This window comes from Campylobacter sp. 2018MI10 (assembly GCF_018501175.1).
Taxonomy (GTDB): Bacteria; Campylobacterota; Campylobacteria; order Campylobacterales; family Campylobacteraceae; genus Campylobacter_E.
This window is the reverse complement of the sequence record NZ_JAHCZD010000001.1, coordinates 30,385-52,302: the sequence shown is the minus strand read 5'-3', so window position 1 is coordinate 52,302 and position 21,918 is coordinate 30,385. Positions and strand designations below refer to the sequence as shown.

The 21,918-nt window shown below is 27.6% G+C and carries 24 protein-coding genes; 18 read left to right on the top strand and 6 right to left on the bottom strand.

Annotation, left to right across the window (positions count from 1 at the left end; genetic code table 11):
* Window positions 1–93: 93 nt before the first annotated feature.
* From KJR01_RS00275 to KJR01_RS00260, 4 genes are all read left to right on the top strand, one after another.
* Window positions 94–909 (top strand): flagellar hook capping FlgD N-terminal domain-containing protein, encoded by an 816-nt coding sequence (locus KJR01_RS00275; protein WP_214115777.1) that lies wholly within the window; start codon window positions 94–96, stop codon window positions 907–909.
* Window positions 906–2,453 (top strand): flagellar hook-basal body complex protein, encoded by a 1,548-nt coding sequence (locus tag KJR01_RS00270; protein ID WP_214115776.1) that lies wholly within the window; start codon window positions 906–908, stop codon window positions 2,451–2,453. The genes KJR01_RS00275 and KJR01_RS00270 overlap by 4 nt, the downstream gene beginning before the upstream one ends.
* Window positions 2,454–3,298: 845 nt before the next feature.
* The gene (locus KJR01_RS00265) at window positions 3,299–4,174 is read left to right on the top strand and encodes a permease (protein WP_214115775.1); all 876 of its coding nucleotides are present in this window, start codon (window positions 3,299–3,301) and stop codon (window positions 4,172–4,174) included.
* Window positions 4,175–4,182: 8 nt separating this feature from the next.
* Entirely contained in the window at window positions 4,183–4,488 is a 306-nt protein-coding gene (locus KJR01_RS00260; RefSeq protein WP_214115774.1) for an ArsR/SmtB family transcription factor, read from the top strand.
* 12 nt (window positions 4,489–4,500) lie between these two features.
* On the opposite strand, the gene gltS is transcribed toward KJR01_RS00260, so the two are convergent.
* From gltS to nth, 5 genes are all read right to left on the bottom strand, one after another.
* Window positions 4,501–5,802 carry a sodium/glutamate symporter gene (gene gltS, locus KJR01_RS00255; protein WP_214115773.1) on the bottom strand — a complete coding sequence of 434 codons (1,302 nt, stop codon included), beginning with the start codon at window positions 5,800–5,802 and terminating at the stop codon, window positions 4,501–4,503.
* Between the two features lie 178 nt (window positions 5,803–5,980).
* Complete coding sequence (locus KJR01_RS00250; protein WP_214115772.1) at window positions 5,981–6,169, bottom strand: hypothetical protein; 189 nt, start codon at window positions 6,167–6,169, stop codon at window positions 5,981–5,983.
* A gap of 212 nt (window positions 6,170–6,381) precedes the next feature.
* The gene (locus KJR01_RS00245) at window positions 6,382–7,182 is read right to left on the bottom strand and encodes a YihY family inner membrane protein (RefSeq protein ID WP_214115771.1); all 801 of its coding nucleotides are present in this window, start codon (window positions 7,180–7,182) and stop codon (window positions 6,382–6,384) included.
* The gene (locus tag KJR01_RS00240; protein WP_214115770.1) at window positions 7,179–8,423 is read right to left on the bottom strand and encodes a ComEC/Rec2 family competence protein; all 1,245 of its coding nucleotides are present in this window, start codon (window positions 8,421–8,423) and stop codon (window positions 7,179–7,181) included. Before KJR01_RS00240 ends, KJR01_RS00245 begins: the two co-directional genes overlap by 4 nt.
* Window positions 8,386–9,027, bottom strand: a complete 642-nt coding sequence (gene nth / locus KJR01_RS00235; RefSeq protein WP_214115769.1) for an endonuclease III — start codon at window positions 9,025–9,027, stop codon at window positions 8,386–8,388. Before nth ends, KJR01_RS00240 begins: the two co-directional genes overlap by 38 nt.
* A 74-nt stretch (window positions 9,028–9,101) precedes the next feature.
* Between nth and KJR01_RS00230 the strand changes: the two genes are divergently transcribed.
* From KJR01_RS00230 to KJR01_RS00195, 8 genes are all read left to right on the top strand, one after another.
* Entirely contained in the window at window positions 9,102–9,911 is an 810-nt protein-coding gene (locus tag KJR01_RS00230; protein WP_214115768.1) for a peptidylprolyl isomerase, read from the top strand.
* 9 nt (window positions 9,912–9,920) lie between these two features.
* Window positions 9,921–10,970 carry a class II fructose-bisphosphate aldolase gene (fbaA, locus tag KJR01_RS00225; RefSeq protein WP_214115767.1) on the top strand — a complete coding sequence of 350 codons (1,050 nt, stop codon included), beginning with the start codon at window positions 9,921–9,923 and terminating at the stop codon, window positions 10,968–10,970.
* A gap of 2 nt (window positions 10,971–10,972) precedes the next feature.
* Window positions 10,973–12,052, top strand: coding sequence for a MotA/TolQ/ExbB proton channel family protein (locus KJR01_RS00220; RefSeq protein ID WP_214115766.1), 1,080 nt, complete (start codon window positions 10,973–10,975; stop codon window positions 12,050–12,052).
* The gene (locus KJR01_RS00215; protein WP_214115765.1) at window positions 12,045–13,034 is read left to right on the top strand and encodes an OmpA family protein; all 990 of its coding nucleotides are present in this window, start codon (window positions 12,045–12,047) and stop codon (window positions 13,032–13,034) included. The genes KJR01_RS00220 and KJR01_RS00215 overlap by 8 nt, the downstream gene beginning before the upstream one ends.
* On the top strand, window positions 13,015–13,962 hold the full coding sequence (locus KJR01_RS00210) for a glycosyltransferase family 9 protein (RefSeq protein ID WP_214115764.1): 948 nt from the start codon (window positions 13,015–13,017) through the stop codon (window positions 13,960–13,962). Before KJR01_RS00215 ends, KJR01_RS00210 begins: the two co-directional genes overlap by 20 nt.
* Window positions 13,959–14,834 (top strand): lipid A biosynthesis lauroyl acyltransferase, encoded by an 876-nt coding sequence (locus KJR01_RS00205; RefSeq protein ID WP_214115763.1) that lies wholly within the window; start codon window positions 13,959–13,961, stop codon window positions 14,832–14,834. The genes KJR01_RS00210 and KJR01_RS00205 overlap by 4 nt, the downstream gene beginning before the upstream one ends.
* Entirely contained in the window at window positions 14,831–15,712 is an 882-nt protein-coding gene (locus tag KJR01_RS00200) for a glycosyltransferase family 9 protein (protein WP_214115762.1), read from the top strand. Before KJR01_RS00205 ends, KJR01_RS00200 begins: the two co-directional genes overlap by 4 nt.
* Window positions 15,713–15,773: 61 nt before the next feature.
* The gene (locus KJR01_RS00195) at window positions 15,774–16,121 is read left to right on the top strand and encodes a cupin domain-containing protein (protein ID WP_214115761.1); all 348 of its coding nucleotides are present in this window, start codon (window positions 15,774–15,776) and stop codon (window positions 16,119–16,121) included.
* A 30-nt stretch (window positions 16,122–16,151) separates the two neighbouring features.
* Here KJR01_RS00195 and glnA read toward each other — a convergent pair whose 3' ends face one another.
* Entirely contained in the window at window positions 16,152–17,582 is a 1,431-nt protein-coding gene (gene glnA, locus KJR01_RS00190) for a type I glutamate--ammonia ligase (RefSeq protein ID WP_214115760.1), read from the bottom strand.
* A gap of 83 nt (window positions 17,583–17,665) precedes the next feature.
* Between glnA and KJR01_RS00185 the strand changes: the two genes are divergently transcribed.
* The 6 genes from KJR01_RS00185 (at window position 17,666) to hslV (ending at window position 21,918) form a co-directional block, all read left to right on the top strand.
* On the top strand, window positions 17,666–18,382 hold the full coding sequence (locus KJR01_RS00185; RefSeq protein ID WP_214115759.1) for a chemotaxis protein: 717 nt from the start codon (window positions 17,666–17,668) through the stop codon (window positions 18,380–18,382).
* Window positions 18,382–19,629: a peptidase U32 family protein gene (locus KJR01_RS00180; protein ID WP_214115758.1), complete on the top strand. Its 1,248-nt coding sequence runs from the start codon at window positions 18,382–18,384 to the stop codon at window positions 19,627–19,629. The genes KJR01_RS00185 and KJR01_RS00180 overlap by 1 nt, the downstream gene beginning before the upstream one ends.
* Window positions 19,630–19,637: 8 nt before the next feature.
* A complete protein-coding gene (locus tag KJR01_RS00175) occupies window positions 19,638–20,120 on the top strand; it encodes a DUF3972 domain-containing protein (RefSeq protein WP_214115757.1) in 483 nt (160 codons plus the stop codon).
* Between the two features lie 2 nt (window positions 20,121–20,122).
* The gene (locus tag KJR01_RS00170) at window positions 20,123–20,839 is read left to right on the top strand and encodes a tetratricopeptide repeat protein (protein WP_214115756.1); all 717 of its coding nucleotides are present in this window, start codon (window positions 20,123–20,125) and stop codon (window positions 20,837–20,839) included.
* Window positions 20,840–20,938: 99 nt separating this feature from the next.
* On the top strand, window positions 20,939–21,382 hold the full coding sequence (gene rplI, locus KJR01_RS00165; protein ID WP_214115755.1) for a 50S ribosomal protein L9: 444 nt from the start codon (window positions 20,939–20,941) through the stop codon (window positions 21,380–21,382).
* Window positions 21,382–21,918, top strand: a complete 537-nt coding sequence (gene hslV, locus KJR01_RS00160) for an ATP-dependent protease subunit HslV (RefSeq protein ID WP_214115754.1) — start codon at window positions 21,382–21,384, stop codon at window positions 21,916–21,918. Before rplI ends, hslV begins: the two co-directional genes overlap by 1 nt.

Genomic DNA, 21,918 nt, shown 5'->3' with positions numbered 1-21,918 from the left:
TTTTGCTCCTTTTTTCGCATTTTGCCAAAAAATATTTAAATATGGAACACACTTTGCTATATAAGTAAAAATATTTTTAAACAAGGATAGAAAATGGCAATTTCACCTATGAATAATACTGCTATGAGTGTTAATACAAGTATCGCTGCACAAAATGCTAATACGCTTTCTGATAAGCAAAAATCAGAGGGCTTTAGCCTTGATAATACCATTCATACAAGTGATGTAAAAAAGCAAGAAGCAGATGCAAAAGCCTTAAAAGAAGCCGATGGGACTAATCCAAATTCTAAGATTTCTCAAGAAGCTTTTATGAGATTATTGCTTGAAGAATTAAAACATCAAGACCCAACAAGTCCAATGGATAGTGATAAAATGCTAACTCAAACAAGCCAACTAGCAGCTCTTGAAACTCAAGAAAAAACCAATAAAACTATGGATGAATTAGCTAAGAGAATGGAATTACTTAGCAATAGTGTAGGAATTGGTATGATTAATGCGGTTGGTAAAATGGCTGTGCTTAAAAAAGATACCTTTACTCACGATGGTAAGGCCGTTGATTTGCCGTTTAACTTATACTTTCCAAATGGTGCTCCAAATGATGTAGTAATAGGTGTATTTAATTCAAATAAAGAGCAAATTGACGCAATTAAAGTTAATAAAGACATTATTCAAAAAGGTAATAATAATTTTATTTGGGATACTAGATATGAAGATGGAACTATTAGAGAGAAGGGCGATTTTAAATTCGTAGCTCAATATGAAGATGAACACGGAAATATAGTTCAAATTCCTAGCGGGTATTTTAAGGTTGATGGGGTTACTTTTGAAGATGGCAAGGCTTATTTAAACGCTTCTGGTATTAAAATCAGCTTTGATGATATAGCACAATTTCAGGATGAAAAACTATGATGCGTTCATTTTATAACGGGGTTAGTGGGGTAAAAACTCATAGTTTTGGAATGGATTTATTAGCTAATAACATTTCAAACATAAACACCGTTGGCTACAAGGCTGCTATGCCTGAATTTAAAGACATATTTTATCAAACAGGCAATGATGTTGGTGGCTTAAATAATTTTGGGGCAAATCAAGTTGGACTTGCTGCAAGTGGTTTAAGCTCAACTTTTTCTCAAAAACAAGGAGCTTTAGTTTCTAGTCAAAATACCTTTGATGTAGCACTTGAAGGCAAGGGATTTTATGGCATAAAAGATTACGATGGTAATACTTATTATACTAGAAATGGGGCTTTTAATATTGATAGCGATTTTAATTTGGTTGATAGTTTTGGAAGATTTGTGCTAGGGACTATGAATGCTGGATTTAATGCGAGTGCTATGAGTGAAAATATTAAAGAAATGTTTGGAAAAGTTAGTTCAAATGCTGGTTTTACAATATCTAATAATGATTTAGATATTAAACTAAACGCACCAAACGCACAAACTCCTATAACATTGCCAAGAACACTTTTTATGAATGCAGTAGCAACTACAAATGTAAATATTAAAGCAAATCTTAGCAATGCTTTTCACGAAGAAGATAAATATATAAATCTTGATAATATTGAATTAGAAATTGATAATAATAAAAGCACTTTTAAAGCAAGTAATCTTGAGCCTAATGCTAGAATTTTATTAGAAGTTGATAGGGGAGATGGAAGCGATACTATAGAAGCATTTGCTGATGAGTTTGGGAATTTAGAAAAGACAATTAGCGGGAATGTAAATAGCTTTAGTGCAAGGCAAGTAAAGACTATTAATGTAGGTGCTAATAATAAATTTGATATAGCAACTTATGATGCGAATGGAAATATTAGAAAAATTGATTTGCAAATACAAGCTATTGATAAGCTTAATTTTAAAGCTACTGCTATTTTAAAAGATACTCAAGGAAATACTATTAGTGAAGCTAGTGGGAATATTATTTTTAATACTGATGGTTCATTAAATACAAATGAATTAAATCAAATAGATGGAATAAATCTAAATCTAGGAAGCCCAAGAGTTGATGGCAAGGGTGGATATGATGGATTAACTTGTATTGATAATGCAAAAATAGAGCGTTATGTAGAAGCAAACGGCTATCCAGCAGGAGTTTTAAAAGATTATGCTATTGATGAAAGGGGCAATATATTAGCTAATTTTACCAATGGTAAATCTCAAGCTGTAGCTAAGTTTGCAGTGTTTAATTTCGTAAATGAGCAAGGCTTACATAAAAATGGAGAAAATGAGTTCAGCACTACTCCTGATAGTGGAAATCCTATATTTTTTACCGACGCAAATGGTAATGTAATAAACTCATATAAAATCAAATCAAATTATTTAGAGCAAAGCAATGTGGATTTAGGCACGGAGCTTACTCAAGTGATTATTTTTCAAAAGGCTTATGAAGCAAACGCTAAGAGTATCACAACAGCCGATCAAATGCTAAAACGCGCAATAGAGATGAAAAAATAATACAAAATAAATTATATTTAGCACAATTTTTCGTGTTAAATATAATTAAAAATATATTTTAAATAAATTATTTAGTATAAAAATATTTAAAAATTGTGTGTTTAATACTATTTTTAAATATTTTCTACTAAATATTAGATATAAATGCTTTATTTTTAAGAGATAAATTATTAGTTTTACTTAATTAGTATTTTGGAATTATTTTTGATTTATAAGAACAATATTTTATGGTAATTTTTAATATGTTTTGATTTTGTTACTTTAAAAAGTTTTATTATTTATACAATTTATTTTACTTATAATTTAACTTTATATCAATTTAACTTATACATAATCATATAGTAATTAGACTAAACATAATTTTTAATTTTACTTATTGCTATTTTTAAGAAAGATTAATTTATAGCTAAAATTAAGGATTATTTAAAGTATGTTTTAGACTTGTTTGATTATAAATATATTTTTAGTGAGTATGTTTTTATTGTAGGTGGTATTTTTGATAATCAGTTATTATTAAAGCATTAAATATATAAATGAGCTAATTTTATTACTTTTTTAAAAGAGCAAAATTAGATATTTTGTTATAAGAAGATAAATAGCTTTTGAGTATGATTGTAATAGCAATGGTTGATGAATTGCCAAATCCTAAAAAGAAGCTTAAAAATAGTATAAATTGTATTAGTAATTAAAATATTTATAAAAATTCTTAATTTTAAATTCTCATAGCTATTTTGATTGAAATCTTGTGAAAAGTATTTAATATATTTATAATATATCAAGATAACTTGATATTTAGAATACTATAATAAATTTTCAAAATTATTTTATTTTGAAAAAGGATTTTTATGGAATTTACAAGTGAGAAATTATTAGAAACTTTTTATGAGTTTTTGTTTTTAACTGCTGAAATAAGCTTTTTATTTATTTTTATCAATATGATTATGTTTTATATTAATTCAAGATATAGCTTTAATAAATATTTAAAAAATAATGTTTTTTCATATTTTATAGCAATATTTTTAGGCTCAATTACTACTTTTTGTTCTTGTTCAACTATACCTGTTTTTAATTCTTTAATTAAAAATAATATTAATCACGGAGTAGCTAGTGCTTTTTTACTAACTTCGCCATTAATTAATCCTATGCTAATTACTATGCTACTTAGTGCATTTGGTTTTAGCATAACTTTTTATTACATTATTTATATAGTTATATTTGTATTTATTATAAGCTATTTAATAGGTTTAATACCTGCAAGATTGCTATTAAAAGATATTGTAACTAAAGAATTTCAATTTAATCAAAATACCAAGCTTAATTTGTATGAATGTTTATACAAGTCTTTAAAATCATATAATGATATTTTTTATTATGTATTATTTGGTATGTTAATAGGTGCTTTTTTGCATAATTTTATGCCTGTTGAATTTATTAAAGATTATTTATCTAGTTTTGGAATTTATGGTATATTTTTGGCTAGTTTTGTTGGTTTGTTGCTTTATATACAAACTTGCTTGATTATTCCATTGGGAGTAACTTTAATAAATGTTGGGTTTCCTATCGGTATATTTTTTAGTTTTTTAATAGCTGGTGGGGGTTGTTCTTTGCCTGAATTAATTTTACTTAAGTCAATGTTTAAAATTCGTATGATGATAATATTTATACTTAGTATTTTATCAATGGCAAATATTTTTGGAATTTTACTTTATTTATTTTACTAAGGATTAAAATGAAGAATTTATTAAATTATACAGCAGCTATAAATGATGAAACTAGGCTTAAAATATTAGCTTTTTTAGATATTCATAAAAAATGTTGCGTATGTGAGATATGTGAGAGTTTTGAAATGCTTCAGTCTAGGATTTCAAGGCATTTAAAGATATTAAAAGATGCTGATTTATTAATAGCTAGTAGAGATGGGGCGTTTATTTATTATGAGATAAATTATGAAAATACTAAAGAGATTTTAGAGCTTTTAAAAAAGGCTAATTTTACTTTACCTGATTTAAAAACCCCAAAAGAATGTAATTCCTAGAAAATCTAGGAATTAAAATAAAAGATCAACAAAGCCAGTAACAACAAGAGCATTTACAATATCTACTAAAAATCCACCCATAATAGGAACGATAATAAATGCTATTTTGCAAGGTCCGAAGTGATTTGTTACTGCTTGAAGATTTGCAATCGCGGTTGGAGTTGCACCCATACCAAAGCCACAATGTCCTGCTACAAGGCAAGCTGCTGCGTAGTTTTTGCCACAAATAACAAAGGTTACATATCTTACATAAATAATAATTGCTATTGTTTGAATTACTAATAAAACGCTAATTGGAACAGCTAATTTTATAAGTTCAACGATATTTAAAGTCATAATTGACATAGCAAGGAATAATGATAAAGCCACATTTCCTATCACACCTACTTCTCTATCAAATACTTTATGAATATTTAGTGAGCTAAAGCCATTTCTAATAATAATTCCTGAAAATAAGCACCATACAAATGTTGGCATACTATCTAAGAATTTTAAAAAGCGAATTTCTTTATTAGTAGCTACATTTGCTGCTTGACACGCATAATCAATTGCATTACCAATCACTAAAGCAAGAGCAATTAAACTTAAGCTTGTAATAAAACTATAACTTGTAATTAATCTTACTTTTTGCGGACTTGTAAATGCTTCATCACTTGATGTTTCATTGTTTTCTACTTCATCGCTTTTTAGATTAAATTTTTTGATTAAATAATTTGCCATAGGACCACCAATAAGCCCTCCAGAAATTAATCCATAAGTAGCACACGCCATTGCTATATCAGTTGCTTGTGCGAAATTATAAGGTGCTTCTTGAAATGTATCTCCCCAAGCAGCGCCAGTTCCATGCCCACCACTAAGTGTAATTGAGCCACCAAGTAAGCCTATTAATGGATTTTCACCCATAGCACTCATTACTCCAACACCAATTGCGTTTTGAACCACTAATAAGACGAAAACAGCAATTGAGAAAGTAATTAGTAATTTCCCGCCCTTTTTGATACTATCAAAATCAGCACTAAGCCCAACCGTTGCATAAAATGCTAATAAAAGTGGGGTTTTTATATCTTCTGCGAATTTGATTGTAAAATTTGCATAATAACTAGATAAGAATAAAATAAATGCTACTATGATACCACCAGTTACAGGCTCTGGAATATCGTAATTTCTTAAAAAGCTAGAATATTTAGTAATTATTCTACCCAAAATTAAGACAAGCATAATACAAATAAATGTGCTATAAAAATTAAGTTCAAGCACACTAGTGCCATTATCATTGCTAAGCAAAGTTGCAATACCGAGATTGATTTTTTCCATTAAAACTCCTTTTATTAAATCGCTTTATTTTGTCTTAAAATATTTAATTTGTTACAAATATAAGCAATTAATTTTATTTTTTTAAAAAAGTGAGTAATTTTGTAATAATTTTGAGATTTTATTTAATAAAGTTTTGATTGATATATAAAGAAGAGCTACCTAAAAGGTAGCTTAGAAATTATTTGCTTTCAGCGTCTTTTTTTTCTGCTTCTGGCTCAACTGCAACTGCTTGTGCATTTGCATCAGCATTTTCTACTGATTGAGTTTGTTCTACTGGTTGAACTTTTGTAGCGTCTGTATTTTCTTCTGCGAATAAACCTGCACTAAATGCACCTAAGATAGCTGTTAAAACTAATAACTTTTTCATTTTTTCTTCCTTTTTAATTAAAATGCGCCGGCATTCTACTCCTACAATCTTAAACTTTACTTAAAAAAAATAAATTTTGAAAAAATATTCTGAAATTCCTAATATATAGTCAAATTAGCGATTTTAAATTAGCAAAATATTTATAAAATTATTAAATATATTTATATAATTTAAATTAAACAATTATGGATTTTAAAATAGGAATTTAGTTCCTATTTTGTTGATTTTGTTTTTGCATTATCTGTGTTTAGTAAAGAACTAATTCTTACTCCATTAAGATAAATTATCCAAGAAAAATAAAGCCATATAAAGAAAAATAAAACAGCAGAAAAGCTACCATAAATGCTAGCATATACTTTATTTAATGATATATAAAATACAAAAAGACTTTTAAAAATGCTCCAAACTAAAGCTACTAAAAAGCTTACTAGAGCTATGATTTTAGGATTTAAATGTTTATTAATTGATATATGAAAACATACAAAAAACAAAGCCCAAATGATTAAAAAAGGTAAAATCCCTAAGAAATTAAACTTAAGTCCTATTGCATCTATATATTTTTGAATTTTATAACTTAAATAAAAGCTAGTTAATAATCCTAAAGGTGCTAGAGTAATTAGCGACCAATATGTGCTAAGTGATGAAAAAAAGCCCTTTTTAGGAGTATTGCTAATGTGCGAGATGGTATTTTCATAAGCATTAAAAAACATAAATAAAGCAAAAACCATAGCGATAATTCCTGCTACATCAAGTTTTGTGCTATTTTGTAAAAATTGCTCTATGTAATTTACAGAATTTGCTTCTTGGTTTGGCAAAATTAAGCTAAATATAAAATTATTTAATTGGCTGCTTTGTTCTTTAAAACTTGGCATATGAGCGAATACAAAAAAACTTAAAGATAAAATCGGAATAATATTTAAAACACTATAAAAAGAAAGCGAACTAGCGTGTTGTAAAATACCTTTATCACTTACATTAATAATTGTTTTTAAAATGTGTAAAATCTTTTTCATAAAAATCCTAGATAAATAAAAAATATTAAGTTCAAACTTATAACAAAAATTGCTAAATACCTATGAAAAATTGATAAAAAACTAAGTATTAAATAAATGAAAAAATATTTAAATTCCAATTTAAAATTAGTTGCAAACATTTTAAAATCTAAAAACATTAATAAGTATTTATCCAATAAATCTCCTAAATTAATAATATGTAAAAACAAAACTAAAGGATAAAAAATCACAAAAATAGGAGTTAAAATAATCCCTAATAATTGTTGAAAGCTAAGCAATGGAAAAAAGTATAAAACAGGTGCAACCATTGCAAAAAAGGTGCTAAGTTCAAGGCAGATTAGTTTTGTAAGCGAATTAGCATTAAAATGATAAATAAATAAAAATATATAAAAAACCCCTAGACAAGAGAAGAAAAATCCTACATTAAATAAAAAGCTAGGATTAATAGCAATGCAAATAAAAAATGCTAAAAATAAATGCGAAAAACTAAGAATTTTAATTGCTCTAATTATAAAATAAAATCCCAAAATAGCCATTATAAATGAGCGAAAATAGCTTGCAACTAGACCAATTTCATAAAAATATAAGGCTAAGATTATGAAAATAATTATTCCTAAATCAAAATGAATTGACCTATATGGGAAAAATCTTTTTTGAAAATACTTATAAATAATTGAAAATATAAAGAAAAATATAGAATAAATAAGCCCTAAATGATAGCCTGATATTGCTAGTAAATGTGCAATCCCATAGTAATTTACGCTATCTCTTAAATCCTTGCTAATGCTTTTTGCAAAAAACAAAGCTCCAAAAAATTGCTTCATAGTTAAATTCTCGTGCTGATTTATAAAATAACTTACAAATGCGTTTTCTTTAATCTCATCTAATTCTTCTAAGGCATAGCTTGGTAAATAAAATCTAGCTTGTAAGTATTCATAAAAATTAAGCTTATTTTTAGCTGCGAATTTTAATCTAATTTTATTGGATTTAATTTCTTTTTTAGTAGTTGTGTATATTAAAACATCTTTATATGCAAGTGCTAGAACATAATAACTTTTATTATTTTTAGTTTTTAAATAATTATTGCTTATTTTTAATTCATAACTATCTTGTTCTAAAAACTCGCAAAAATCTAAGAATTTCAAATGCACTTGCAAACAAAATACAGCAATTAAAACAATAAATATTATAAAATAATGTTTTTTATTGATTATTAGAGTTCTTTTGCTCTTTATATTCATCACATAAATCGTTTAAAAAACAATTATTACAATCAGGTTTTTTAGCCTTGCAAATATATCTTCCAAACAAAACCATTCCTTTATGCAATTTATCAAGGTCAGTTTTAAATAGTTTCGTAAGCTCTTTAGCACAATCATTAGGAGTTTTTGCATTTGATATTTTTAATCTTTTGCTAACTCTAAAAATATGAGTATCTACAGCCATTACATTTGCACCCAAACTCTCGCATAAAACCACATTAGCAGTCTTTTCTCCAACCCCTGCAAGATTTATTAAATCATCAAATCTCATAGGTATAATTCCTGAATGAAATTCCACAACACTTTTTGCCATTTTGATAAGATTAATTGCTTTATTTTGATAAAAATTACAACTTTTAATTAATTCTTTTATATTCATTAAATTTGCATTTGCTAAAGAATTTATATCAGGATAGTTTGCAAATAAACTTGGTGTTATTAGATTAACTCTACTATCAAGGCATTGAGCTGATAGCATAACACAAACTAAAAGTTCATAATCATTATTAAAAATTAATTCACTTTTTGCGTTTTTATAATTATTTAAAAATCTATTTTTAATTTCTTTTTCTCTTCTTCTCATAATTACTATCTTACTATTTTTTTACACAATATTTGTAAAATGATATATCAAATCAATTGAAAAAGGAAGATATTATGAAAAAAATTTCATTAGTTCTAGCAGGACTTTTATGTGGTGTAAGCTTAAATGCAGCTGTGGTTGCAACTTATAAAGGTGGAGAAATTACAAGCGATGATTTAGCACCTTATTTAGCTCAATTTCAAATAAGCGATGTAAGTGCGCTTCCAAAAGAAGTTAAAGATGGTTTAATAAGAGATGTATTATCAAAAAGACTTTTTGCTAAAGAAGCTGAAAAAATGAAATTAGATAAAGATGCGAAATTTCAATCAGCTTTAAATAGTGCAAAAGAATTATTACTTGCTCAACAATATTTATTGAAAAAATTTGAAGGTATCAAGGTAAGTGATGCTGAAATTAAAAAATATTATGATGAACATTCAAATGATTTTAAAGTTCCTGAAGCTGTAAAAACTAAACATATTTTAGTTGCTAGTGAAGCTGATGCTAAAGAAATATTAAAACAATTAAAAGGTCTTAAAGGAGATAAATTAGTAGCTAAATTTAGCGAACTTGCTAAATCAAAATCACTTGATAAAGGTTCAGGAGCAATGGGTGGCGATTTACCTTATATGAGTGCAAATGAATTAGTTCCTGAGTTTTTCAATGCAGCTAAAAAACTTAAAAAAGATGAAGTTTCAGAACCTGTAAAATCTCAATTTGGTTTTCATGTAATCTTAGGAGAAGATTTTAGAGCTAGCAGACAAGGAAGCTTACAAGAAGCAACTCCATTTATTGAAAATGGTTTAAAAAATGAAAAACATAAAGAATTAATTAAAAACGAAGTTGAGAATTTGATTAAAAATTCAGGCTTACAAGTTAAATAAGGATTTATAATGGGTGTTTTAGAATTAGTAAAACCAGGTGTTATTTATGGTAAAGATTTAGAGCGTGTTTATGCTTACGCAAAAGAAAATAAATTTGCAATTCCAGCAGTAAATGTTGTAGGAACAAATTCTATAAACGCCGCATTAAAAGCTGCTCGTGAAGCAAATTCGCCTATTATTATTCAATTTAGTAATGGCGGAGCAAGTTTTTTTGCAGGAAAAGATTGTCCTAATTCAGCAGTAATTGGGGCAATTGCAGGTGCAAAGTATGTGCATGAAGTAGCAGCTGCTTATGGAGTAGTTGCTATTTTACATACCGATCACGCAGCAAAAAAACTTTTACCTTGGATAGATGATTTAATTAAGGCAAATGAAGAATTTTATGCAATTCATAAAAAACCTTTATTTAGTTCTCATATGCTTGATTTAAGCGAAGAAAGTTTAAACGAAAATATTGAAATTTCTTGCGAATATTTTAAGAAATTTAACGCATTAGAAATCGGTATAGAAATTGAATTAGGTTGCACTGGTGGAGAAGAAGATGGAGTTGATAATACAAATATTGACAATGCTAAATTATACACTCAACCAAGCGATGTAGCACTAGCTCATAAAGAATTAAGCAAAATTGGGACAAATTATACAATCGCAGCAAGTTTTGGTAATGTTCATGGGGTTTATAAACCAGGAAATGTAAGACTTGAGCCAGTAATTTTGCATAATTGTCAAGAATATTTACAAAAGGGTGCAAAACCACTTAATTTTGTATTCCACGGCGGAAGTGGTAGTGAAGCAGAAAAAATCACTGAAGCAATCAATTACGGCGTAATTAAAATGAATATAGATACTGATACTCAATGGGCATTTTGGGATGGTGTTCGTGAATATGAAGTAAAAAATCACGGATATTTACAAGGACAAATCGGAAATCCTGAAGGTGATGATAAGCCTAATAAGAAATATTATGACCCAAGAATGTGGTTAGTTGCTGGAGAAAAATCTATGCAAAAACGCCTTTTACAAGCGTTTAGCGAGTTAAATTGTATGAATAGGAATTAATCTTGCAAACAATAATTATTAAAAAGAAGAAAAGTGTATTTTCTTCTTTTTTATTTTTAATCTTTTTACCTTTATTAGTCTTCGTGTTAGCGATTTTAGCTTATTTAAATATTATAAAACTTATTATGCCATTACATACTATTATAATGTGTGCTGTGCTCTTAGTATTTGCTATGTTTTTTGCACCGCAAAATGAATATTGTGTATATGCAAAAATTAAAAAGAATTCGTCAATTTTTGAAAATGATTTAAAAGATTTTATTAAAGATAATTCTTTAAGAATTGATGAAATTAGTAAGGCTAATGTGAGTTTTGATGAATTTTTTGATAATTATTTACATAAGCTAAAGCCACTTTCATTTGGATATATTGCTAGTGCTGTTTTTCCAATGATTGGAATTTTAGGAACTTTTATAAGTATTGCAATATCTATGCCTGATTTTAAAGTAGGTAGTTCAGCTGCGCTTGAAGGAGAAATTAGCTTATTGCTTAGCGGAATTTCAACTGCTTTTTATGTTTCAATTTATGGGATTTTTCTTACTATTTGGTGGATGTTTTATTCAAGACTTGGTATTGCTAAAATTAATAATTTTAAAGAAAATTATAGAATTAATAGTAAAAAATATTTTTGGAGTAAAGAAGAATTAGAAAGAATTTCTCTTAGAAAAAATAGTGAGTTATTTTCTAATACAAATTTATTATTATCAAAGCTTTATGATAATGAGTTTTTTAATGAAATATCAAAACTCCATCAAGATAAATTTACAGGTTTTAAAGAATTATTTAAATCTTATGAAAAAATTGCGATAGTTCATACAAATTTAGCTCAAAAATCTTTAGAATTAAGCAATAAAAATACTAAGCAAATGCAAGAAAAAATAGATGAATTTTCATTAAGAATTGAAAATAGCTTGAAAGAATTTGCTAAATTAAAAGAAGATTTAGAAGCTAAATTATTAGATTTTAAGAATATTTATGAAGATGAAAAACATGAATTTAGAATAGTTGATGAATTAAAAGCTGATATTGAAAACCTTAGCAAAGAAGCAAATCAGGTATTAAATAAAATAAATAATGCGTAATAAAGATAATAATAATTTTTGGATAGTTTATGCTGATTTGATGGCTGGATTGTTGTTTGTATTTATTTTAGTTCTTAGTGCTATTGTTTTAAAATATATTTTTACACAAAATGAGCTAAAAAATGAACAAAAACATTTAGATGAATCAAAAGCTTTAATAATTAGCAAAGATGAGCTTTTGAGCTCGTTAAATGAAGAGCTTGAAAAACTCAATATTTCATTAAACGATGAGCTAAATAAAAATAAAGATGCAAATGATTATATTAAAAAATTGCTTCTTAATTTAGATGAAAATGCAAAAAATAAGGAAGAATTATTAAGTAATATTGACAAAAAAGACGCACAGATTTTAATGCTACTTAAAAATCTTGAAGATACTGAAATAAAAATAAAAAATAAAGATGATAAAATAGACGAATTAGCAAAGCAATTGAGTGGGTTTAAGGTTGAATACGAAAAGCTTAAAAATAATAAAACAAAATTAATTCAAGCTTTACAAAATAAATTATCAAATGATATTTTAATCAATCTGAATTCAGGCAGTATTAGCTTAAATGCTAGTATTTTGTTTGATAGTGCGGAGTATTTGATTAAAGATAGTGCAAAAGAAGAGCTTAAAAAAACTCTAATTAAGTATTTTGATGCCTTGCTTAGCTCACCTGAAATTCTAGCTAATATTGATAGTATAGTGATTGAAGGACATACTGATAGTGTTGGTGGATTTACTTATAATCTTGAGTTATCTCAAAAAAGAGCTTTGGAGATTATGAAATTTATTAATTCGTTTTATAATGATAAAAGATTAGAAAAACTACTTGTAGCAGTTGGCAAAAGCTATAATGATTTAAAATTTAAAGATGGCGTTGAAGATAAACAAGCAAGCAGAAGAATAGAAATAAAATTACAATTTTCAAATGAACAAGCAATCAAGGAATTTGAAAGTGTAATTTCAAAGGATTTAAGTGAAAATAGCAATAATTAGACTTAGTGCAATGGGCGATATTTTTCATATGCTATGGCATATTAATTATATAAGAGCTGCATATCCTAAAGCTAGGATTGATTTTTTTGTAGATTCTAGGTTTTATTTTTTACTTGATGGACTTATTTGGTTTGATAATATTTATTCATTACCACTCAAAAAACACCCAATAAAAGCATTAAAAGAGATAAAACATTTAAAAAAATCATATGATATTAGTATTGATTATCAAGGAAGAATAAAATCAGGTTTTTTAGCAAATTATTTGAGCGCAAATTCTTATGGATATTCTAAAAATGGTTTAAGAGAAAAGTTAGCTTATTATTTTTATAAAAACCATTGCAATTGTGATTATTTAGAAAATGTGTATAAAAGAAGCCTTGAATTAACTCGCTTTGCTTTAAAAGAATTTAACAATGATGAGTTAGTAACTAGTGATGTATTAATTTATGATGATATAAAAACTCAAAATATTATGAATAAAATAAAGCCTTTAGTAGAAGATGAATTTATATTATTACATAATGGCTCAAGCAAGATAAATAAAATGCTTCCTTTAGAAAAATTGATTGATATTTGTAAAAATTGTGATTATAAAATATTGCTTAGTTGGGGTTCTCAAATAGAACTTGATAGAGCAAATGAGATTGCAAAAGAATGTAAAAATGCTAAAGTCTTGCCTAAAATTTCATTAAATGAATTAGTGTTTTTAAGCAAATTAGCAAAATTAATTATAGGAAATGATAGCGGGACTACTCATATTGCTGTGGTTTTAAATCGTCCTAATATAACTTTTTTAAACGAATGTGATAAAAAACCTGCAAAAAGATTAATAAGTCCATCTAATTTACAACATTATTTTTATAAATTTAGCGATGTAAATAAAGAAAAAGTTTTAGATATTATTAGTAAGGTTTTTAGCAAATGAGAGATTATTTATATATTTTTATTTTTTATTTTTTTAATTTTTTACTAAAATTAATTCCCAATAAGATTTTAAAATTCTTTGCTAATTTAATCGGTAGCCTAGCATTTAGAATTAATAAAAAACATAAAAATATAATCTTAAAAAACTTAGAGCATTTTTGCAAACTCACACAAGCTCCAAAAAGTATAGAAATTACCAAACAAGTTTATAAAAAATTTGCCTTTTATATATTATCAATGGTAAAAAATCAAAATATAAGCCAAGAAAAATTATTAAAACAAATAAAATTATTCAAAAACGAAGAATATTTACAAGATTTATTAAGTGCTAATGCAAAAATAGTTTTTACAACAGCACATTATGGATATTGGGAGATTTTGCCATCTGCTGTTGCTATTAAGTATAATTGTAAAATTAATATAATTGGAAGAGCTTTAGAGAGTGCAAAAATTAATGCCATACTCACTAAATATAGAGAAAATTTCGGAGTAAAACTAATAGAAAAAACAAATGCTTTAAGACCTATGATTAAGGCTTTAAACAATAATGAATTAGTAGGAATTGTAAGCGATCAAGACGCACATATTAAAGAAAGTAGCGAGTTTATTTTATATGGTAGAAAAGTTACTCAAAGCAATGCAGCAAGTCTTATAGCTAAAAGGTGTGATGCTTATTTATTGCCTGTTTATATTTATGAAATTAGCGATGGTTATTGTATAGAGTTTTTTAAGCCATTAAAGGCTAGTGAAAAAACAATAGAAGAACTTAGCTTTTATCAATTAGAATGCACGAAAAAAATGTGGGAAAAAAATCCTAGCGAGTATTTTTGGTTTCACAAAAGATTTAAGACATTTTATGAGGATGAGTATTGAAAATTTTTATATATTTACCTAATTGGCTAGGCGATGCTATTATGGCTGCTGGTGCTATTAATGCTTTAATTAAAAAATATCCTAATGCAAAAATTACTTTTTATGGAAGTTTTGTAGCTTGTGAGCTTTATAAGGATTTAGGTAAAATTGTAGTAGAGATAAAAAAACAAAGATTAAAGCAAATTAAGGCTTTAAAAGAAGAATTTGATTTAGGAATTTCATTTAAAGCAAGTTTGTCATCTAAGTTTTTGTTATTTATATTAAATGCTAAGAAAAAATTTTATTTTAAAGCAAACAAAAGTGATAATACTCATCAAGTTTTAAAATATTTTAATCTAATAAAGCCACTTGGATTAGACGAGCAATTAAACACAGCTTTACCTTTTAAAAAGCTTAAAACAAGAAAACTAATAGGAATAGCAGCTGGTGCTAATTATGGTGCAGCTAAATGCTATGAGCCTAGTTATTTTGCAAAAATTGCTAGCACTTTTAAAGAGCATAAAATAATACTTTTTGGGACTAAGAATGAAGCTGGAATTTGTAATTTTATTGAAGATGAGCTTAAAAAATACGATATAAAAGCCATTAATTTGTGTGGTAAAACTAATATTAAAAGATTGGCTTTAGCAGTTTCTAGTCTTGATTATTTATTGGCAAATGATAGTGGAATTATGCATTTAGGTGCTAGTTTTAATATAAAAGTTCTAGCATTTTTTGGACCTACAAATACAAAACAAACATACCCTTTTTGTGATAATGGTAAGTTATTTTCATTATTTTTGCCTTGTTCTCCTTGTGCTAAAAAAGTATGCCCACTAAAACATCATAATTGTATGAAACAAATGACACCTGAATTTGTATTAGAACAAATGAGATAAATCAAGTCTTTTTATTTCTTTAAAGAGTAAAATACTCCTAAAATTATTCAAAGGAGATTTTATGAAATTTAATGTAATTTATGAAGTAAAAGATTGGCAAGGCAATTCAAGTGAGTTAAAAATAACTCCAATTTATGATGATGAAGCAAACAAAGAAATCCAAATTATTTTACCAAAAGGTAAAATTATGCAAGAGCATAAAGCTCCAGGAGTGATTGTGGTTCAAGTTTTAAAAGGGGATATTGAGTTTATAATTGATAATAAAAGTATAAATTTAAAAGATTTGATGAGTATAAAAGTAGCTGCTAATATTAATCATAGCTTAATTGCTAATGAAGATAGCATAATTAGACTAAGTCTTGCAAAAAATGATAATTTTAGTAGGGTAAAAAGCGTTCAAATTGATTAATACTTTAGAGGTTTTTCAACCTCTAAATAATTAGCAAGAATATGTAGTTTTAAATTCGTATGCAGTTGGGCGTTGTTCTACTGGCCAAACTTGATTTTTAAACTTCATATGTTGATAATCTTGTATGCAAACATCAGTAAATGCAGGTTTTAAATAAGCATTATCACGGATTAAGCTCTCTAAAGCACCCCTTAGAGTATGTGGTAATTGCTCTATTCCTTTTTCTCTAATTTCATCAAGGCTTAATTTAAATAAATTCTCATCCATAGGTCCAGCTGCAGTAAGCTCATTTTTAATTCCATCAAGTCCTGCTAAAAGCATAGATGAAAATGCCAAATACACATTACTAGAACTATCAGGAAAACGCATTTCAACTCTAGCACTTTTTTCGTTAATTCCATAAGGCACTCTACAACTAGCTGAACGATTTTGACAAGAGTAAGTTAGAATTGATGGAGCTTCAAACCCTGGTATTAATCTTTTATAAGAATTAGTAGTTGGATTTGTAAATGCTGTTACACTTCTTGCGTGTCTTAAAACCCCACCTATATAATGAATTGCAGTCTTGCTAAGTCCTGCATAGCCACTTTTATCATAGAATAGGTTTTTACCATTTTTAAATAAGCTCATATGAACGTGCATTCCGCTACCATTATCAAGATGAAGTGGTTTTGGCATAAATGTAGCAGTTTTACCATTTAGATGAGCTACCATTTTTACTACATATTTATATATTTGAACATTATCAGCAGCTTCTACTAAAGTATTAAACTTAACCCCGATTTCTCCTTGACCTTGTGCGTTTTCGTGGTGATGAACAAAGCATTCAATACCAACACGCTCTAAAACTTGAACCATTTCAGCTCTTAAATCTTGCATACTATCAACAGGAGGAACTGGAGTATAACCACCTTTTCTTCTTGGGCGATGACCGGTGTTATAAGCGTCTTCATAATGCTTACCATCATTCCATTCACCTTCTTCTGTGTCTATTTGATACATAGCATAATTCATTGTATCTACGATTTTAATATCATCAAAGATGAAAAATTCATTTTCAGCACCAAAATACGCAGTATCAGCAATATCACTACTTTCTAGCATTTTAAGAGTTCTTTTTGCTATTGTTCTTGGGCATTTTTCATAAAAATCATTTTTATAAACATCAAAAATATCACAGATTACAATAACGGTATTGTCGCTTGTAAATGGGTCAATAAAAGTTGTTGTAACATCAGGGATTAATATCATATCACTTTTTTCAATTGGTTGCCAGCCTTTATATGAGCTTGCATCAAAAGGAATTCCATTAGTAAGTGTATCTTTTGTTACACTTTTCATAGTGTATGTATGATGATTCCAAGTGCCATCAAGAGAAGTAAATCTAAAATCTACAAACTTTATTTCATTGCTTATGCAAAAATCAAAGAATTCGGTAACATTATTTACAAATTTAGCCATTTTTTTAACCTTAAGTTAGATTTGATTAGCTATGATTTTAGCTAATATTTTTTAATTAAGTATTATTTTAAGGAAGAAAAATAATGACGCAAGAAGAATTAGATGCTTTAATGGCTGGTGGGCTTGATGATTTTGAAGATGAGATTGTTAATGATATAAAAGAAGAAGTTGTAGAGCCTAGTGAAGCAATTGAAGATTTAGAAGATGAAGAATTGAGTTTAGAAGAAGAATATAAATCATATAGACCAGATTCAAGGAAATCTTGGCCACCACCACCACCAACAGAAGATCATAAAGTTGTAAATCAATTAGATGATGTAACTCGTGATAGTGAAGTTAAAGCTACTGAATTACTTGAAAAAATTGAAACAATGATGGATTATTTTGCAACTGCTGAAAAGATTATAAAAACCTTTAAAAAATCAGTTCAAAATCAAGTTGAGTTATTTACAACTTTAAATGAGAAATTTCCTAATGTTAATAAATTTAGTGAATGTTTAGCTGAATGCAAAGAACAATTAGCAAAAATTGATGAAGCATTAGATAATTTAGCAATGGGACAAGATGAAGCTATGATGGCAATGGATGCTATGCAATATCAAGATATTCATAGACAAAAAATTGAGCGTGTAATTAATGTAATGAGAGCATTATCTAAGTATATGAATAGCTTGTTTGAAGGCAGAATTGATGATGAAAAAAGAGTTAGTAGTGCTGTTCATATTGAAGGAGATAGCACAGCTGATTTGGTTACAAATGATGATATTGAAGCATTAATTGCATCATTAGGTAAAAAATAATGCTAACTCCACAAATAATTGCTCCAGCAGGTAATTTAAAAAAATTAAAAATTGCTGTAAATTATGGTGCTGATGCTGTTTATGCAGGACTTTCATCGTTTTCTTTACGCTCTCGTGCTGCTAAAGAATTTGATGAAACTAGCTTTGCAGAAGGTATAAAATATGCTCATAGCAAAGGTGTGCAAGTTTATGCAACGGTTAATGGTTTTCATGTGAGTGCTCAACTAGAAGGTCTTAAAAGACATTTGGCCTTACTTGCCGAGCTAAAACCTGATGCTTTAATAATCGCTAGTATAGGTGCTATGAGATTAGCAAAACAAATAGCTCCTAATATTCCTATCCATGTTAGCACTCAAGCAAATATTTTAAATTATGAAGATGCTTTAGTTTATAAAGAATTAGGTGCAAAAAGAGTTGTAATTGCTAGAGAATTAGGCTTAAAAGATGCTTGTGATATAGCAAAAAATGCAGATATTGAAATAGAAGCATTTGTGCATGGTTCAATGTGTTTTGCTTATAGTGGAAGGTGTTTAATATCAGCAGTTCAGAGTGGAAGACGCTCAAATCTTGGTGCATGTGCTAATGATTGTAGATTTCCTTATGAATTATATGCGAAAAATCCAGAAAATAATGCTTTATTTAGAATAGTAGAAGATGATTTAGGAACACATATTTTTAATTCTAAAGATTTAAAGCTTGCTAATTATATAGACAAAATTATGGAAAAAAATGCCATAAATGCCTTTAAAATAGAAGGAAGAACTAAGAGTGAATATTATGTAGCTTGTGCAACTAGAACTTACAAACAAGCTGTAATTGATACTTTAAATAATCAATTTGATGCAAAAAAATATGATGATGAGTTAAATACTTTAAAATCTCGTGGATTTACTGATGGGTATTTAATGGCTAGACCTTATGAAAAAGATGATACTCAAAATCACGAAACTTCAATAATGCAAGGCACAATGCAAGTGCATGGGTTTAGCGAAAATGGTAAAAGCATAGCTAGTAAGGGAATTATTAAAAAAGATTATGAATACGAAATATTTGCTCCATTAAATGCAAATATTGAATTAGTAAATAATGAAATAGGCGAAATTTATAAGCGTGATGATAAATATTTTTGTAAATTTAAAAAGCTTATAAATGAGAATAACAAAGAATTTGGCGAATTACATAGTGGCAATATAAATGAGATTTTAAGCCCATCTTTATTGCCAGAATTTAGCTTTTTAAGAGCATAGGAGTTTTTATGCAAACATATCTTGAACTTAGTGAATTTTGCAAATTAGTTCATTTGAATGAAGAAGTTGTAATGGCTATGATTAAAAGTGGTTCATTAAAACACAAATATGAAAATGAAAAGCTTTTAATAGAAGCAAATGCGGGAACTTTTGCAATCGTTCCTGTAAAAGATAAAAACATAGAAGTTCAAGATATTGCAAATACCCCTGCAGGTAATTTTATAGAAAAGACAATAGGAACTATTCTTAATCTTCACGAGAAAGTCTTAGATGCAAAAGATGAAACTTTAGAAGTTTTAAGGGGTGAAAATGCCTTTTTAAAAGAAGCACTTTATTCTATGCAAGAGCTTTATGATGAAGATAGAAAAGTAATAGATACGCTAAATAAAGAATTAGAATTAGCTAGAGAAGAAATTGAATATCTTAAACGCAAATATAAACTAATGTGGAATAAAGCTGTAGAAAATTATCAAAAAGATATTAAAGAATAAAAATGAGAAAAATCTTATTATTTGTATTTATTAGCGTGTTTTGTTTTGCTAATCAAGGTTTAGAGTATTATAAAAATAAAGAATACGAAAAAGCTGCTAAAATTTGGGAAAAAGAATGTGCTAAAGATAATTTTAAGTCTTGCAGTTTTTTAGGTTATATTTATAGTCAAGAAAAATATGTAAAGCAAGATTATTCAAAAGTAATTAAATTATTTAAAAAAGCTTGTGATGCAAATGAGTTTGGTGCTTGTTTTGGTTTAGGCTGGATATATAAAAATGGAAAAAGTATAAAACAAGATGACAAAAAAGCAAATAACTTATATGAAAAAGCTTGTAATGCAGATGTTTTTGAAGCGTGTTATAATTTAGGTAATTCTTATTATATTGGACAAGGTGTAAAGCAAGATTATAGTAAATCAATTAAGTTGTATGAAAAAGCTTGCGATGGAGAAGTTTTTAATGCTTGTTATAATGCTGGCGTTTCGTATAGCGAAGGAAAAGGCGTAAAACAAGATTACAATAAAGCAATTAAATTATATGAAAAAGCTTGCGATGGAGAATATCCTATGGCTTGCAATAATTTAGCTCTTGCTTATTTTAATGGTGAAGGTGTAAAAGAAGACTATAATAAAGCGCTTAAATTAAGTAAAAAAGCTTGTGATTTAGGCGAGCAGATGGGTTGCTATAATTACGACATACTTAATCAAATAAAGTATTAGAATTTAAATCATTCATTATAGATTTAAATTCCACATAATAATTTGCGTAAAATATACTTTTTTTTATTACAATCAATAATATTACAAAAAGGAGAAATTATGAAAGTTTTATTAATTAAAGATGTAAAAGGCTTAGGTAAAGCCGGAGAAGTTAAAGAAGTAAAAGATGGTTATGGTCAAAATTTCTTAATTGGTAAAGGTTTTGCAAAAGTTGCTAGCACAGAAGTGCTTAGAAAACACGCAAGTGATTTAAAGAAAAAAGAAGAGCAAGACAGATACGAGCTTGAATTAATGAATAAATTAAAAGATAGCTTAGCTGATAAAAAAGTTATTATTAAAAAACAATTAGGTGCTAATGGAACATTATTTGGTGGAGTTACAAAAGATGAAATTTCACACGCTATTAAAGAGCAATTTAACCTTGAACTTGATAAAAAAAGCATTCAAGATTATGCTATTAAAGCAGAAGGTGAGTATAAGGTGAGTGCAAAATTAGGTCATGGCATTGTTGCTGAATTTGTAGTAGTGGTAAAAGGTGCTTAATGTTTCACGCTACTACGATTTTAGCTTATAAGGGAAAAGACGCTTCAGTAATTGGTGGTGACGGACAAGTTACTTTTGGAAATACGGTTTTAAAGGGTAATGCAGTAAAACTTAGAAAGCTTTATGAAGGAAAAGTATTAGCAGGTTTTGCAGGAAGCACTGCTGATGCTTTTACTTTATTTGATATGTTTGAAAAAATGCTTGAGAGTAAAAAAGGAGATTTAGAAAGAGCTGTTATTGAGTTTTCAAAAGAGTGGAGAAAAGATAAATACTTAAGAAAACTTGAAGCTATGATGATAGTTTTAAACAGAAAACAAATCTTTTTATTAAGCGGGACAGGCGATGTAGTTGTGCCACAAGATGAGTGCATTTGTGCTATTGGAAGTGGTGGAGCATACGCACTTAGTGCTGCAAGAGCATTGCATAATCATGCGAATTTAGATGAATTAACTTTAGTTAAAGAAAGTCTTAAAATTGCAGGAGAGATTTGTATTTATACAAACACAAATATAACTACTTATGAATTAAGGGATTAA

Coding starts and splice junctions, on each gene's coding strand:
- KJR01_RS00275 (WP_214115777.1), top strand. CDS start 94: ATGGCAATTTCACCTATGAATAATACTGCTATGAGTGTTAATACAAGT.
- KJR01_RS00270 (WP_214115776.1), top strand. CDS start 906: ATGATGCGTTCATTTTATAACGGGGTTAGTGGGGTAAAAACTCATAGT.
- KJR01_RS00265 (WP_214115775.1), top strand. CDS start 3,299: ATGGAATTTACAAGTGAGAAATTATTAGAAACTTTTTATGAGTTTTTG.
- KJR01_RS00260 (WP_214115774.1), top strand. CDS start 4,183: ATGAAGAATTTATTAAATTATACAGCAGCTATAAATGATGAAACTAGG.
- gltS (WP_214115773.1), bottom strand. CDS start 5,802: ATGGAAAAAATCAATCTCGGTATTGCAACTTTGCTTAGCAATGATAAT.
- KJR01_RS00250 (WP_214115772.1), bottom strand. CDS start 6,169: ATGAAAAAGTTATTAGTTTTAACAGCTATCTTAGGTGCATTTAGTGCA.
- KJR01_RS00245 (WP_214115771.1), bottom strand. CDS start 7,182: ATGAAAAAGATTTTACACATTTTAAAAACAATTATTAATGTAAGTGAT.
- KJR01_RS00240 (WP_214115770.1), bottom strand. CDS start 8,423: ATGAATATAAAGAGCAAAAGAACTCTAATAATCAATAAAAAACATTAT.
- nth (WP_214115769.1), bottom strand. CDS start 9,027: ATGAGAAGAAGAGAAAAAGAAATTAAAAATAGATTTTTAAATAATTAT.
- KJR01_RS00230 (WP_214115768.1), top strand. CDS start 9,102: ATGAAAAAAATTTCATTAGTTCTAGCAGGACTTTTATGTGGTGTAAGC.
- fbaA (WP_214115767.1), top strand. CDS start 9,921: ATGGGTGTTTTAGAATTAGTAAAACCAGGTGTTATTTATGGTAAAGAT.
- KJR01_RS00215 (WP_214115765.1), top strand. CDS start 12,045: ATGCGTAATAAAGATAATAATAATTTTTGGATAGTTTATGCTGATTTG.
- KJR01_RS00205 (WP_214115763.1), top strand. CDS start 13,959: ATGAGAGATTATTTATATATTTTTATTTTTTATTTTTTTAATTTTTTA.
- KJR01_RS00195 (WP_214115761.1), top strand. CDS start 15,774: ATGAAATTTAATGTAATTTATGAAGTAAAAGATTGGCAAGGCAATTCA.
- glnA (WP_214115760.1), bottom strand. CDS start 17,582: ATGGCTAAATTTGTAAATAATGTTACCGAATTCTTTGATTTTTGCATA.
- KJR01_RS00185 (WP_214115759.1), top strand. CDS start 17,666: ATGACGCAAGAAGAATTAGATGCTTTAATGGCTGGTGGGCTTGATGAT.
- KJR01_RS00180 (WP_214115758.1), top strand. CDS start 18,382: ATGCTAACTCCACAAATAATTGCTCCAGCAGGTAATTTAAAAAAATTA.
- KJR01_RS00175 (WP_214115757.1), top strand. CDS start 19,638: ATGCAAACATATCTTGAACTTAGTGAATTTTGCAAATTAGTTCATTTG.
- KJR01_RS00170 (WP_214115756.1), top strand. CDS start 20,123: ATGAGAAAAATCTTATTATTTGTATTTATTAGCGTGTTTTGTTTTGCT.
- rplI (WP_214115755.1), top strand. CDS start 20,939: ATGAAAGTTTTATTAATTAAAGATGTAAAAGGCTTAGGTAAAGCCGGA.
- hslV (WP_214115754.1), top strand. CDS start 21,382: ATGTTTCACGCTACTACGATTTTAGCTTATAAGGGAAAAGACGCTTCA.